13 protein-coding genes are annotated in these 14,552 nt (G+C 50.9%); 2 read left to right on the top strand and 11 right to left on the bottom strand.

Annotated features, from left to right (window positions below; all coding sequences use genetic code 11):
* Nucleotides 1-362: 362 nt before the first annotated feature.
* Nucleotides 363-1,256 (top strand): PocR ligand-binding domain-containing protein, encoded by an 894-nt coding sequence (locus OGY15_RS02555; RefSeq protein WP_286538058.1) that lies wholly within the window; start codon nucleotides 363-365, stop codon nucleotides 1,254-1,256.
* Here OGY15_RS02555 and cobA read toward each other — a convergent pair.
* Entirely contained in the window at nucleotides 1,235-2,023 is a 789-nt protein-coding gene (gene cobA, locus OGY15_RS02550) for a uroporphyrinogen-III C-methyltransferase (RefSeq protein WP_286538056.1), read from the bottom strand. The two genes, OGY15_RS02555 and cobA, sit on opposite strands and share 22 nt — an antisense overlap.
* Before the next feature lie 404 nt (nucleotides 2,024-2,427).
* Between cobA and OGY15_RS02545 the strand changes: the two genes are divergently transcribed.
* Nucleotides 2,428-3,330: a LysR substrate-binding domain-containing protein gene (locus OGY15_RS02545; RefSeq protein ID WP_151219554.1), complete on the top strand. Its 903-nt coding sequence runs from the start codon at nucleotides 2,428-2,430 to the stop codon at nucleotides 3,328-3,330.
* 57 nt (nucleotides 3,331-3,387) lie between these two features.
* Here the strand turns inward: OGY15_RS02545 and cobO are convergent, their stop codons facing one another.
* The 10 genes from cobO to glmS form a co-directional block, all read right to left on the bottom strand.
* Entirely contained in the window at nucleotides 3,388-3,990 is a 603-nt protein-coding gene (cobO, locus tag OGY15_RS02540) for a cob(I)yrinic acid a,c-diamide adenosyltransferase (RefSeq protein WP_187252785.1), read from the bottom strand.
* A gap of 9 nt (nucleotides 3,991-3,999) precedes the next feature.
* Nucleotides 4,000-5,652: a class I fumarate hydratase gene (locus OGY15_RS02535; protein WP_151224962.1), complete on the bottom strand. Its 1,653-nt coding sequence runs from the start codon at nucleotides 5,650-5,652 to the stop codon at nucleotides 4,000-4,002.
* A 93-nt stretch (nucleotides 5,653-5,745) separates the two neighbouring features.
* The gene (glsA, locus tag OGY15_RS02530) at nucleotides 5,746-6,747 is read right to left on the bottom strand and encodes a glutaminase A (protein WP_286538053.1); all 1,002 of its coding nucleotides are present in this window, start codon (nucleotides 6,745-6,747) and stop codon (nucleotides 5,746-5,748) included.
* 74 nt (nucleotides 6,748-6,821) lie between these two features.
* Complete coding sequence (locus OGY15_RS02525; RefSeq protein ID WP_151219558.1) at nucleotides 6,822-8,129, bottom strand: dicarboxylate/amino acid:cation symporter; 1,308 nt, start codon at nucleotides 8,127-8,129, stop codon at nucleotides 6,822-6,824.
* Nucleotides 8,130-8,297: 168 nt separating this feature from the next.
* A complete protein-coding gene (locus tag OGY15_RS02520; RefSeq protein WP_005122536.1) occupies nucleotides 8,298-8,615 on the bottom strand; it encodes a DUF4387 domain-containing protein in 318 nt (105 codons plus the stop codon).
* Nucleotides 8,612-9,982, bottom strand: a complete 1,371-nt coding sequence (locus tag OGY15_RS02515) for an acyclic terpene utilization AtuA family protein (protein WP_278238710.1) — start codon at nucleotides 9,980-9,982, stop codon at nucleotides 8,612-8,614. The genes OGY15_RS02520 and OGY15_RS02515 overlap by 4 nt, the downstream gene beginning before the upstream one ends.
* 3 nt (nucleotides 9,983-9,985) lie before the next feature.
* The gene (locus tag OGY15_RS02510; protein WP_005122534.1) at nucleotides 9,986-11,227 is read right to left on the bottom strand and encodes a methylaspartate ammonia-lyase; all 1,242 of its coding nucleotides are present in this window, start codon (nucleotides 11,225-11,227) and stop codon (nucleotides 9,986-9,988) included.
* Complete coding sequence (locus OGY15_RS02505) at nucleotides 11,227-12,672, bottom strand: methylaspartate mutase subunit E (RefSeq protein ID WP_151219559.1); 1,446 nt, start codon at nucleotides 12,670-12,672, stop codon at nucleotides 11,227-11,229. The genes OGY15_RS02510 and OGY15_RS02505 overlap by 1 nt, the downstream gene beginning before the upstream one ends.
* A gap of 18 nt (nucleotides 12,673-12,690) precedes the next feature.
* Complete coding sequence (gene glmL / locus OGY15_RS02500) at nucleotides 12,691-14,079, bottom strand: methylaspartate mutase accessory protein GlmL (protein WP_187252783.1); 1,389 nt, start codon at nucleotides 14,077-14,079, stop codon at nucleotides 12,691-12,693.
* The gene (gene glmS / locus OGY15_RS02495; RefSeq protein ID WP_151219560.1) at nucleotides 14,079-14,528 is read right to left on the bottom strand and encodes a methylaspartate mutase subunit S; all 450 of its coding nucleotides are present in this window, start codon (nucleotides 14,526-14,528) and stop codon (nucleotides 14,079-14,081) included. The genes glmL and glmS overlap by 1 nt, the downstream gene beginning before the upstream one ends.
* Nucleotides 14,529-14,552: the final 24 nt, after the last annotated feature.

Genomic DNA, 14,552 nt, shown 5'->3' with positions numbered 1-14,552 from the left:
CGTTCAGATTGTTTGCTAATTGAATATATTATTCAGGAGGGCCTTTCACATTCACATGATGATTATCACAAATAAGCACATCATTGATTCATGGTAAAAATGGGTAATCTATTGAAAAGAATGGAGATAGATTATGAGCGTTGCGAAAAGAGCCTCACAAGGAAGTGTGAAGATTCGTTAATCTTTGAGAAAGCAAAGTCAGTAGTGTGCAGCCGAGTATTATTGTGTCCGCTATAATTCTCTTGCTAATTGATCATAATAATCTGCGTAAATGAGATTATTTTTTGCGGTAAACATCATTTTTTCTTGAGACTAAATTTTGCATATTACCAGCTTTAATATAATTAATGCTGGGGGATAGCGTGCAGTTGAAAATCCAGAATGACTATTTACACCATTTTTTTTCTATCGCAGAACTCTTTTCCCGTGCCACTGGGTTAGCGTCGGTAGTCGTGGATATTAACGGTATACCATTGTCTAAATATCATAATTTTAATTCGTTCTGCACATTAATGCGGGCAGATGAACATTATCGAGTGGGGTGTCAAAAGTGCGATAAGTACTGTGCTTTTGAAGCACTAAGACAGCTTAAACCCAGAATACTCACCTGTCATGCCGGGTTAAGCTTGTTTTCTATGCCATTAATTTGTGAAGGGCAACTTTACGGTTCTATTATCTGTGGGCAGGTCCGTGTAAAGTATCAGGAGTATAAAAATATCGCCATTGATAATGATAATTTATGGATGGGTAATATTGAATTAAAAGAACAATGGTACCAGGTTGCGGAAGCAGATAATAATTCACTGGTGGCGTCGGCAAATCTGTTAAATTTTATTGTTGATAATTTTGAGAAAGAGCAACCACAATTGGAAGAAGTTGTTATTCCACCGGTCGGTCATATTCAGAATTATTTCACAGAACCTTCCCGACACGAGAAAAAACTGCTGGCGGCACTGCGTTACATTGACGAGAATTTATATGGTGAATTGTCTTTGGAATCCGTTGCGGCTCATGTTTGCTTAAGTGCAAACTACTTCAGCCGATTTTTCAAAAAACGCCAGGGCGTTAATTTTAAAACCTGGGTGAGCCAGAAAAAGATGCAGAAAGCGGGGGAGTTATTACACGATCCGGTTCATTCAATAGACAGCATTGCCCGGAAACTGCAATATGCGCAAACCAGCTATTTTTGCCGCGTTTTCCGGGCGGCGCATCAAACGTCGCCCCAGTCTTTTCGTCATGCCAGACTTTCGCAGTAAAGGTTTTCCGGCAGCGAGATGGCTTCAGGTATAAAAGAGAGCCGATCGCTCAGGGTCACCACGTCACCAATGACAATCAGCGCGGGTGGAAGGATGTTCGCTTCCTGCGCTTTGCTCAGTAATGAACCGAGCGTACAGGTCAGGCGGCGTTGATTTTCTCGGGTCGCGGACATAATTAGCGCGGCGGGCGTGTCTGCTGCTTTCCCGCCCATCAATAGTTCTTCACAAATAAACGCCAGATTAGCGATACCCATGACGATGACCAGCGTACCGTTAAGTTTCGCCAGTTGACGCCAGTTCTGCTGCTGGTTGCCTTCGCGCGTATGGCCAGTGACTACGTGAAAGCCAGAGGCAAATTCGCGATGCGTCACCGGGATCCCAGCGTAGGTCAGACCGCCAATAGTAGAACTGATCCCTGGCACAACTTCAAAAGGGATCCCGGTCTCAACGAGATCCTCAACTTCTTCAGCCCCACGGCCAAAAACATACGGATCGCCCCCCTTCAGGCGCACAATGTTGTGATGCGTTTGGGCATACTGGACAAGTAGTGCGTTAATTTCATCCTGCGGGACGCAGTGGAAGCCCGGGTTTTTGCCAACATTGATAAGCAGACAATCAGGTAATGCCCATTCCAAAATTTTAGGATTGACCAGCCGATCGTAAATAATGACGTCTGCGTGTTTAATGCACATCATCGCTTTGAGGGTGAGTAATGAAATATCACCGGGACCTGCTCCAACGAGCCAGACCTTTCCGAAAGTTTTCACATTGCGTCCTTTATCACGTCTAACAAAAATGGCAGAAACTACATCAAGGAATGATAAAAAGCAGTCGTTTGCCCGTAAGTTATAACGTGAAATTATCCGGAGTTATGGCATGGATAATATTGATTAATCTCGCAAAGTTTTTTCTGCAATAAACAAGATGACTTGAAAAATTATTAAGAACTTATTGGCACGTTTTACTTAGGTTTAACCTTATTTAAATTGTGTTTATTGTTGTGCTTGAGTATTATTGGTTAATATTTATCCGTCGTCAGTGTGAGTAAATCATGGATTGGATCAATGACATCAATGGATAAAATAAAATATAACTCTCGGTGCTTATCTGGGTGCCTTGAATTATTTTTTATAAATTAAACTATTTTTGTACGCTGCATATGGAAGAGGTTATGAGAGGAAAAATACCCAAGACGGAGTTGCTGGTAACTTTTGAAGTGGTTGCGCGTCACGAAAGTTATACCCGGGCAGCTGAAGAGCTGGCATTGACTCAAAGTGCTGTTTTCCGCCAGGTAAATGCACTAGAGGATTTTCTTAATACCGCGCTATTTAATCATGCCAAAAAGCGCATATTTTTAAATGCTGCGGGCAAACACTATTTAGGTATCGTTAAAGAAACGTTAAATAAACTCGAGCGCGATACGACCACAATAATGACCTGGCAGCCGACCGTACAGGTTATTGAGCTGGCGGTGAATCCGACGTTCAGCACGCACTGGTTGATCCCAAACTTGCGCGAGTTTAACAAACTCAATCCAGATATTATTGTGAACATCCATTCGCTGGCGAATATCGGTGATTTTCTCAATCGCGAGTATGACGCAGCAATTATGCGTGAAGACTTTTACTCGCCGTGGTCAGAGGTTGAGTACCTGTTTGAAGAGGAAATCCTGCCGGTATGTAGTCGCTGTCTGCTGGCTGAGCCGGAACGGAAACTGACGGTTGATGAACTGCTAAATGAATACCCGCTGTTGCATCAAAGTACGCGTATCAAAGGCTGGCAGGAATGGTTTGCACTGTCTGATGTCAGCAGTCCGCTGGTGAATAAAGGACCGAGGTTTGATCTGTTGTCGATGCTGATTGCGGCGGTCCGCTCTAATTTGGGCGTTGCGCTGCTGCCCCGTTTTGCCATTCAGCACGATTTGGACAGTGGTGATATGGTTATTCCTTGCGATGTCCCGATGCGCACCGGGAACCGTTTCATCATGACGTGGCGTGAAGAGAAATCAGAGTCCGAACATTTACAGATTTTCCGTAGTTGGCTGTTGAATAAATCCGTGGTGTCGCCCATTTGATGGCCCCAGCGCTACGTTGAAATCGGCCTACGACTCTGTGAGCTGTAGGCCGTATGACTACCAGTCGATCCCAACCTGCGCCTGAATTCCTCGGTCAAACGCGTGCCTGACCGGGCGAATTTCACTGATCGTATCGGCCATTTCCAGCAATCGTGCGTGGCATCCGCGTCCGGTGACAATTACGCTCTGCTGGGCAGGGCGATTTTCGATGGCGTTGAGAACCTCCTGGGTATCCAGGTAGTGGTAAGCCAGCATGTAGGTGAGCTCATCCAGCACCACCAGATCGTAATGCGCATCAGCCAACATGCGCTTACTTTCCTGCCAGACTGTCGTTGCTGCCTCGATATCTGCCTGTCGATTCTGCGTTTCCCAGGTAAATCCAGTCCCCATAATATGGAATTCGACGCCGAGCGGTTGCAAAGTGTTGTACTCACCATTATCCCACTGGCCCTTAATGAACTGCGCGATGCCAACGGTTTTTCCGTGACCAACCGCGCGCGTTGCCGTACCAAAGGCTGCGGTGGATTTTCCTTTACCGTTACCGGTGAAGACTATCAGGATCCCTTTCTTCTCCGTTGCCGCCGCCACGCGGGTATCAACCTGCTCTTTCAGTTTCTGCTGACGCTGGCGGTGCCTGTCATTATTGGCTCGCGCTTCCATGGTGACTCCTTAGTGTCCTGCCGGACAAGTTGCGCAGCGATGCTGCTGCTCAAACTGGCTAAAGAAGTTATTGCCTTTGTCGTCTACTAATACGAACGCAGGCATATTTTTAACTTCCATCATCCACACCGCTTCCATTCCCAGCTCTGGATATTCAAGGCACTGCAGGCTCTTCACATACTGCTGGGCCAGTAGAGCCGCCGCGCCGCCAATGCTGCCGAGGCTAAATCCACCGTGTTTGTGACAGGCATCAGTGACCTGCTGACTGCGGTTACCCTTGGTGAGCATAATGAGACTTCCGCCTTGTGCCTGGAAAGCATCGACGTACCCATCCATGCGTCCGCCGGTTGTCGGACCCAATGAACCGCAGGCTTGGTTTTCGGGGGTTTTGGCGGGGCCGGCGTAATAAACGATATGTTTTTTCATGTATTCCGGCATCGGTTCGCCGTTATCCAGGCGCGCTTTGATGTTTGCGTGGGCGATATCTCGGGCAACAACAATTGGGCCGCTTAACGACAAACGAGTGCCGATCGGCAGGGCGGACAGGTCATGCAGAATTTCGCGTAATGGACGATTCAGATCCAGTTGAACGGTCTGGGCGCCGTTTTCCACACGCTGTGAATCAGGGATAAATTTGCCCGGGTTATGCTCAAGTTTCTCCAGCCAGATACCGTGTTTGTTGATTTTGGCTTTGATGTTGCGATCGGCTGAGCAGGAGAGGGCCATGGCGATAGGGCAGGAGCCGCCGTGGCGTGGCAGGCGGATCACCCGGATATCGTGGGCAAAGTATTTGCCGCCAAACTGCGCGCCGATGCCAAACTCGCGGCTGGCATTGAGCAGTTCGGCTTCCAGCGCTGTATCGCGGAACGCCTGACCCAGCTCGTTCCCGCTGGTGGGCAGGTTATCGTAATATTTGGTTGATGCCAGTTTGGCTGTCTTCAGGGCCTGATCGGCGGACAAGCCTCCAACCACAAAAGCGATGTGATACGGCGGGCAAGCAGCGGTACCCAGTGATTTCATTTTTTCGATCAGGAAAGCAGTGAGCTTTTCCGGCTGCAGAATAGATTTGGTTTCCTGGAATAGCGCCGCCTTATTGGCAGAACCGCCGCCTTTGTTGACGAACAGGAATTTATATTCGTTACCCGGCGTGGCGCTGATGTCGATTTGCGCCGGCAGGTTAGTCTGGGTATTGATCTCGGTATACATGTCCAACGGGGCATTTTGCGAGTAACGCAGATTGTTTTCGGTGAAGGTGGTATACACGCCTTTGCTTAAGGCTTCGGCGTCATCGCCGCCTGTCCAGACATGCTGTCCTTTGCTGGCCACAATGGTTGCCGTCCCGGTGTCCTGGCAGTTAGGCAGGACACCTTTGGCCGAAACTTCAGCGTTGCGCAGCAGTTGTAATGCGACGTACTTATCGTTACCGCTGGCCTGCGGGTCGTGCAAAATGCTGGCTATCTGTTTCAAATGTCCGGCGCGCAGAAAAAATGAAGCCTCATAAAATGCCTGCTGTGCTAATAAGGTTAACGCTTCGGGCGCCACCTTAATCACTTCCTCTCCGTCTAACTCCGTTACCGTTACGTGCTGGTTACTCAGTAATTCATACTCGGTACTATCTTTACTCTGAACAAAGAGCTCCTGCCAGACAAATGGTTTAGACATGTTTACTTCTCACCTCTTCATTTTTGCCGGATGACGGCGTAAATAAGCGCGCTAATCGTAGGCCGGAGAGGCGAAACGCCATCCGGCATCGTGTTATTTTGCTAAAAAGACATTGGCCTGCGTCGCTTCGGCGACATATTCGATGGTTTGCTGGGCGCGAACGCTGTTGCCAGCCTCATCCAGCGGCGGAGAGTAGACGGCAATGGCATATTCGCCAGGAACAACGGCAACCATCCCGCCGCCGACACCACTTTTCGCCGGAATACCAACGGTGTACAGCCATTTACCGCTGCCGTCGTACAGTCCGGCAATCGCCATTTCCGCCAGCACCTGCGGAACATATTTTTCATTCAGCAACTGCTTGCCGTTGAACGGTGATTTCCCTTTGTTCGCCAGCACTGCACCCATTTTGGCCAGTTGCTCAACGGTGATATCCACCGAGCACTGACGGGTATAAATTTCGACGGCGTCGTCGGTGTTGCCATAGAAGCTGTTATAGGGTTCCATCAGCTTCGCCAGCGCCTGATTGTGTTGGTTGGTTTCCATCTCGGATTTGAAGACCGGCTCATTAACCGTGAGCGTGGCGTCGGCCCAGACGTTCAGGTTGTCGAGGATTTTGTTCCAGCGATCGGTTTTATCTTTGGCTTCAATCAGGCTAACGGTGCTCATGGCTCCGGCGTTTACCAGCGGGTTCTCAGGCGCACCTTTGGTCAGTTCAACCGCTAAACCGGAGTTAAAAGGCATGCCAGTGGCATTTGCCCCGAGTTTATCCAGTACCACCTGAGGACCGTGTTGTTCCATGGCGAGCGCCATGGTGAAGACTTTACTCAGGGATTCCATGGGAAAGGGTTTGTTAACATCGCCAACCTGGTAGATCTTGCCATCCACCGTAGCAATAGTGATGGCAAAATTATTTGGGCTGTAGGTCGCCAGGGCAGGGATGTAGTCGGCGACTTTTCCATCGTTATTACTTTTGAACTTTTGATGCGCCTGTTCTATCAGTCTGGCGTAGTCCGGCGCGGTTTGCGCGAATGAGGTCGCGCTAAACAAGATGCTGAAAGAAAAGAGACTCACGCCGATAATTGTTTTATTCATTGTGCATTCCTGCTGATTTGATAACTATGTTGCCGGATAGCGGCGCAAGCGCCTTATCCGGCAATCGTGTTTTATCAGGACATCGCAACTTCAGACTGTTCAGTAACCGGGCGTTCCTGTTCCGGTGACTTCACTGGCGCAGTTCCACGGCAACCCTGGCCGAAGTGTTCGCCTTCCCAACGACCCACAATGGCAGCGCCCATGGCGTTACTCATGACGTTGGTGGCAGAACGACCCATATCGAGGAACGGATCGACGCCCATCAACAGGATCAAACCGGCTTCCGGAATGTTGAATTGGTTCAGGGTGGCGGCGATAACGACCATCGAGGCACGCGGTACGCCCGCCATTCCTTTAGAGGTCAGCATCAGAATTAACAGCATGGTAATTTGCTCGCCCATGCTCAGTTCGATATTGCAGGCCTGAGCAATAAAGACGGTGGCAAAGGAGCAGTAGGCCATGGAACCGACCAGGTTAAAGGAGTAACCGATAGGCAGAACGAAGCTGGCAATTTTTGAGGAAACGCCGAATTTTTCCAGCTTGTCCAGCGTGCCCGGGAAGGCGGCTTCAGAACTGGAGGTCGTAAAGGCCAGTAGTGCAGGCTCGAAGATTGATTTGGTCAAACGTGCGATACAAGGCCCGACTATCATGGTTGACAGGCCAATCAGGATTGCCCACAGCATACCCAGCGTCAGGTAGAATTCACCCATGAAGATCCCGGCGCTGACCATCACTCCCAGACCACGTTCGGCAATCAAACCTGAAATAGCGGCAAAAACGGTCAGCGGCGCAAACAGCATGACGTAACCCGTCAGCTTCAGCATCACGTGCACCAGAGAATCCAGAACCTTCACGATAGGCTCGGCTTTTTCACCAATGGCGGCCAGGCTGCAACCAAGGAAAATTGAGAACACCACGATCTGCAGAATTTCGTTCCGCGCCATCGCATCGACAATACTGGTCGGTACCGCGTGCGAGATGAACACTTTCAGCGTGAATGGCTCTGACTTAACCGCGGCAACGACCCCGGCGTCATGCGGCACGAAGTTGATACCTGCGCCTGGCTGGAAAATATTAACGATAACCAGACCCAGCGCGATTGACAGCAATGATGCGCAAATAAACAGGAAGAAGGTTTTTGAAAATATACGTCCCAGCGTTTTGGCATCGCCCATTTTGGCAATACCCACAACCAGAGTTGAAATAACCAATGGCGCGATAATCATTTTCACCATACGTAAGAATATAGTGGTGAAAATGGAAATGTCTGCTGCATAAGATTTTGCTGTTTCAGCCGTGACCATATTATTGATGGCTACCCCGGCAATCATGCCGAGTATCAGACCTAATATGATCATCTTCGTTAAACTTATTTTCTTCATGTGTACTCCATCGGATAAAGGTTGGTAATTGGAATTGTGTAGGGTGGCGTGCGCCTGAGCCTGGACAGCAGCTTAGACGCACGCCTGTTGTGACCAACCGCATGAATAATTCGAAGCACTGTGATACAGCTGAATTCTGTGCCCCAATGGTTGTTATTGTGTTTTTTGTTACAAGTCGAACTCAATACTTAATAATGGTGCGTGTTGCTGCGCACCATAAACATCATTGTCACCAACGTTGCCGGAAATAATATCGCGCGGCATGACAATTTTTACGGCATTCGCCGGGTCGAACCACACAATATTGTGAATAAAGTCAGGTTCAACGTTATATAAACCGGCAATAAGCTGCGGTGTTAATTGCTCGGAACGTTTTACGCGCTGATAATCTTCCCGGGTTTTAAATAAAATATCTAAAACCAGTTCGTACGGTCCGGCGTTTTTCGAGCGAATAACTTGCGCCAGTGAACAAATTGACTGTTTCATGCCTGAACTCCTTCTGGCGTCACCTGTTCAATGTGGAAATCAAAACGCAGCGCATCGCTTGCTTCAATCAGGTGATAGATCGAGAACTCATACACCGGTCCACTTTGAATATCAGATGGCGAGAACGGGAAGGCGAGGTTGCCCGCCGTCGCAATGCGATTCTCATAGCCGTAGTGCAGCAGGGTAGAGCGCACCAGCGAGCAAACGCTGTTGGCGATATCCTGCGTCGGCGCGACGACATCCAGTAAAATCCCCAGTTCGTGACCGGCGGTTTTCATCGGTTCATGGTTGCCCATCACGCCGTTCTTCCCGTAAAGGTGGAACGTCATACGGATGCTGTCGTCATTCAGGGAGAGGTTACGTGCTACGCTTGCCTGGACCTCTTCGAGAATGGTGTCAATTCCGGCAATCATAATCGGGTCACGCGTTCCGGCGATGGTCAGGCAGCGGAAGCCAACCTGACGCGCCCCTTCCAGTTTCAACGCATACGGTGTTTCTTCATGACGTGAACCGCTGACATACACTTCACCCTCGTTAACCTGGGTAAAGGTGCACGCTTTCAGGTTCAGCACACCGCCGGGGCCCGGCAGGAAGAACGGATCGGACTTCTCATACAGGGTGTGCGCCGCAGCTGACGTTTCTGTGAACTTACGCTTGGGATTGAACGCCTTCAGCGTAAAGCCGTTGTCGTCGATAATCCCCATCGCACAATCGGAGCCGGAGCCGGGGGTGGCAGCAATGGCAGCACACTCAAGGATCTTACCGCAATGCAACGCCAGACCTTCATCAAAGCCTTGCATAATTGGCAGCGCGGCAAAGCAGGCCGGATCGTAGGCGCGTCCGCCCAGCACCACTTGCGCACCGGCTTTCAGTGCGCGCTGGAAAGGCTCGATACCCATCTGCGCGACGATGTAGGTACTCTCTTCGATCGCCTCGTGAGTCAGTTCCGGCACAAAGTCGAGTGCGGTGATTTTGCCGTTATCCAGCGCCTGATGAACGATTTCTTTGTCGACATCTGACGGGATTAGCGCCATTGAGAAGGACAGTTTTTCTTCCTGTGCGATCTCATGGATAATCTGGCGACACCACTCCAGATGCGGAGCTGCGCCAGAACCACCGGCTGTGCCGATCACGACCGGGATGTTGTTCTTAACGCCCGCCACAATCATATAGCGCAGATCGCGTTTTACCCCGGCTCTGTCGGTAAAGGGTTTACCTGCCCCCAGGTAATGGGGGCCCGGATCGGAGGAACCCGCGTCAACAGCAATAAGATCGGGTGACTCTTCCATGGCTTTGCGAAAACTTTCTTCCGGGAAGCCATAACCCAGGATAGCCGTCGGCGATAAGATCTTAAATGTGCGAGCCATCTCTTAATCCTTAGTTTGCAACAACGCGATGGTGCGATTCATCTCGTTAAACACGATGTTGAGACCTTCATCGAATCCCATTCCTGGTTTGACCAACATGCGCATCGGACGCGCGGCAAGCGCCACGTGTACGCAGGTGCGAGCACTGATCTCGGTTTCGTTACAGGTACCGCCCTGATAGGCTTCCATGGCGTGTTTGTTGCAGTACAGCACTGCATCAACAATGTTATGAATGCCGCCAAGATCAGGGGTTTTGATCTGTACCATGTGGCAGCTGCCCGCATCGGTAAAGTCCACGATATCCTGATAGGTGTTACACCATTCGTCGGCGACAATTTTCACGCCGGAGCCCAGACGGGTCAGTTCTTTGGTGATGGCGGTCAACATGCGGATCTGATCCGGCTTGTTACCCGCATCTACTGGCCCTTCGATATACAGCGGCAGGCCTTGAGCTTCGGCTTCCAGGCTGGCGATGTATTCGGCGCAGCGCACGGGATCCATATCGAAGATCAAACCGATCGTGCCGTACACATCAATATGCAGCGTCGGGTGATAACGTTCGCTGGTGCGCAGGCTTAAGATACGGTCGGACAACCAACGTACATACTCACGCAGTTTTTCGCCTTTAAAGCCCAGTTTCTCTTCGACGTTGTTGATCAGCGCATGCGGCAGGACGTCCACACCTTTGAGGATCATCTTGTCAACGGCGATATAACGGTCGTCGCCGCTCTGGCCAAATAATGGAATAGCTTCCGGTACGCACGGCAGTTGCCATTCATCGCAAACCACTTCAGTTTTCAGACGACCGGTAGCCAGCGCCGCCGCATCGAGCAGCGCCTGAGACAGACCATAGCGGACGGCAGTATGCAGCAGATGACCGTCAATACGCAGTTGGTCAAAGAAACGGGCGTTTGGCAGGAACGCATCAACGTCACGGCCTTCCAGCAGCGGTTTGATGTGATCGTTGAGGAACGGAATGAAATTTTCTGCCAGGAAAAGCGGATCACGACCACCTGCGCCTGAATATTGAACCGCTGCGCAATCGCCCACCGCTACCGCGCCATTCTCCAGAATCAGTTGCACGGAAACGCATTCACCCGCCTGACGAACAGAGGTAAATCCTGGCGTTACCGGATCGCCGGTATAGATAAACCCGTCATGACCGGCGCCATTTTTGATGGCCTGCTGATCGTCAAAATAAAATGAGGAGTAGCCAGCGGTGAAAAGGGCCTTTTTGATTTTCATTATGGTCTTCCTATTAATTTACTGTGGGATACGGCGTTGATGTCATCAATGACCATCTGGAAAGAAGGCTTGCGGCCTTCAAAATGTGCGCGCTCTGCGACATAGTCGTGGTGCAGGGCGAGAATATCTTTCGGCAGTGGAACTGCACCGGCTTCGAGAATACGGATAGCGCCTGTGTTATCGCGAACAGGGAGGATCTTGCCGGCGTTGCAAGCGGCAGGCGCGAACGGCACATCCAGTACGCCAGCTTCAAAGGCCAGCACCGTGCCACGCGCAATGTCGCCATTGCCCAGTTCGAAGACTTTTTTCAGCACTGCGCGGACTTCGCTCTTGATCAGATCAACTTCCTGCTCGACGGCAGCGCATTGCGGGAATTTCTGGTCACTGACCATGTTGAGCATCTGGCGTGACGCTTTCAGACCCTGGGCGTTGGCTGCTGCCGTTGGGATACCGAACGCTTCGTGCGGGCTTTTGGTGATCACTTTCGTGGCACCGGACATACCCGCAACCGCTGCCCCCCAGGCGATAACGGAGAAGGCTTTCGCTTCATCTTCCGGGAATCCGCCCATCCACTGGTGGAAAACGGTGCTCAGTTCGTAATCGTCGAATCCGTGGTTATGGAAGTATTCGTGGGACAGTTCGCGCAGCGCCTGAATAGCGGCGATATCCTGCGTCAGGCTACCGACCTGGCCGTAGCCGACGGTAATGGACTTCACGCCCTGTTCCAGCGCCAATAGACCTTCAATAATCGCCACCGAGTGGGACATAAACGGTGGGATTAGGGTGCCAGTTAGCGGGCCGAACGGTTCACGGTTAATACGAATACCGTTCTCTTCGTACAGGCCCATCAGGCGATCGCAGTACTGCCAGTCACGGATGGATTTTTCCAGGGTGACGCGCTTAGCGTAAGGAATGTTGTAGGAGATACCGCCGCCTTCGTAGCTGGTAAAACCACTGGCCATAGCGATTTCCGCCAGCAGGCGAGCATCTGGCGTTCCGTGGCGAACCTGGATCGGTTTTTCCAGCGATTCAGTCATCCGGCGGCAGGCAGCTACCCCGTGATTGACGACCGGTAAACCATTCAGTTTGGACGTCCCAGCTTCGATGGATTTCTGGATCCCGACAGCGGCTTCTTCATAGCGATTCAGACGGGTATAGGCATCGATGGTGCTTGGCAGGAGGTCGCACTCTTCCTGCAATGTTTTGAGCAGCGCAATATGCTCATCCATTAAGGCTACGCCTGCGCGCGGCTGGCTCAGGGTTCTGCCTTCCTGATCGGCCTTCAGCAGAGCAAGGGAGAAGCGTTTGTTATCTGGAATTGATTGCTGGTACTTCACGCCATCTTCGAAGTTCTCAACGTCTTTGCCGGTTTCCCAGGTTTGTAACACCTGATGCCTTTCGGTCATGAATTCGTCGTGGGTTAATTTTTTATTTCGAAGTTCCATTCGTAGCTGCCTTAAGTTTTATAGGGTTAAACACTGAATGCTGGTGCGAGCAGCGGCTTGCGGGTACAGTCTGGCGACGTTTGCCAGTAGAGGGAGCAGGCCATTTGAATCGCGGTAATACTCAAACTGGTTCGGTAACAGAATTCTTTTGCCCTGGTCGTCCAGCTCCCGATATTTGAGCCAGTTATGGATATCGAACTGGCTGGCGCGAGAGAGCCATCCCCCTGAACCGACGACTTTGCGCACGGTGGTGAGATCGCGACCCATCTGTAAATCCACGTTACCCACGCAGGTACAAACCTGCTTTTTAGTGCCCGCGTGGCGCTCAGCGGCATAGCCCACGCATAAACCTGCCAGCAGGGTGTCGAAATATTTCTCTTCCTCGCTGAGTGGCAGGTAATCCGGTTGCCCAACCAGATGACGTAGGTAGCGGTAAAACGCTTCCTCGCGCTGTGGCTGTTGGGCGAAGATGACTTTCACCATATCCTGCGTGCTTTCTCCCACCACAACGGCGGAAACGCGCATACCCAGGTCACCTTCAACGGTACGTTTGACGAACGGTTCAGGAACACCATGCAAGACGGTGTCGGGGGAGAGGGTATTCGCGCTGGCCGAATAGACATCCGTGGTGGCTCCGCCCATATCAATCAGCATGAACTCCTTCCATGCGTTGTCGTAATCGCTAATGGCTTTGACTAACTCATAGACTGTCCATGGCGTCGGCATTGGCTCTTCGCCTGTTTCGCCGACAATGACGTCCAGACCTTTACCTTTGACAATGCGTGACAAGAACACATCGCAAATCGCCTGGCGTGCGGCAAACGGATTCGGGTGATCGAGGTCAGGTAGAATGTTGTCTACCGTGGTCAGATCTTTGTCTCCCAGAATCGTTTGAATTTCGTCCTGAATGTCCCGATTTCCGGCGTAGATAATGGCGCAATCAAGCTTTGAGCCTGCCAGAGCGCGCGCATTCGCCAGGCCGTAACTTTCTTCGCCGCCGTCTGTACCGCCGGTAAACAACAGAATGTCTGGTGGTGATGATTCCAGTTCCTGGATGTCATGACGGTTCAGTTTGTACGAATAATATTGCGCGATTTTCGCTCCTGCCGAATGGGCGGTAACTTTTGCCGATTCCAGCGTAATGGAAGGCACCAGCCCCATTGCTGCTACGGCGAGCCCACCTTTGGCCGAGGAGGAGTATTTCAACTGTACTTCACCACTTTTCAGTAACGGGCGAGCATCGGCAACATTCAGCACCTGATTCAGGCTGGCAAAAAAACCGTCTGCCAGATGATGTGTGGTGGTTGGGGTCAGGACATGGTTTACCAGGGTTAATTCCTCGCCTTCATGAGCAAAGAGGGCAGCCTTGGTCCATGTCGAGCCGATATCGACAGAAACTGTTTGCATCAGATGGCCTCTTCCAGACAACGCTGCTCGAGGCCATTGTGCTGGTGAATATCATTAGTGATAAGCGCGCAGACATCTTCCAGGTCGTGGCTCGGCGCGAAGACGCGGTTAAACCCCATCTCTTTAAATTTCACTTCTACATCGGCGAAGTCATGTTTCCCGACGACCAGGTTGCCGCCGACGTACAGCAGAATGTCGCCGAGGCCACGCTCGATGCAGCGCTCACGTAATCCGAGGCAGTCAATATCACCATGACCGTAGATAGACGACACCACGATGGCATCGGCACCTGTTTCAATTGCGGCATCAATATATTCATCCTGGCTCACCATCACCCCGAGGTTTATTACGTGGAAATTATGAGCCGTGAAAACGCGATCCAGAACTTTATTACCTACTGCATGGCAGTCAGCACCGATGACGCCAATAACAAGTGTAGATTTCTTCATGGGTAATCCTCTGTAGGGCTGATG

It is taken from the genome of Citrobacter sp. Cu231 (assembly GCF_030332265.1).
Classification (GTDB): Bacteria; Pseudomonadota; Gammaproteobacteria; order Enterobacterales; family Enterobacteriaceae; genus Citrobacter; species Citrobacter meridianamericanus.
The sequence above is the reverse complement of the archived record's forward strand: the minus strand, read 5'-3'. Positions and strand labels throughout refer to the sequence as shown.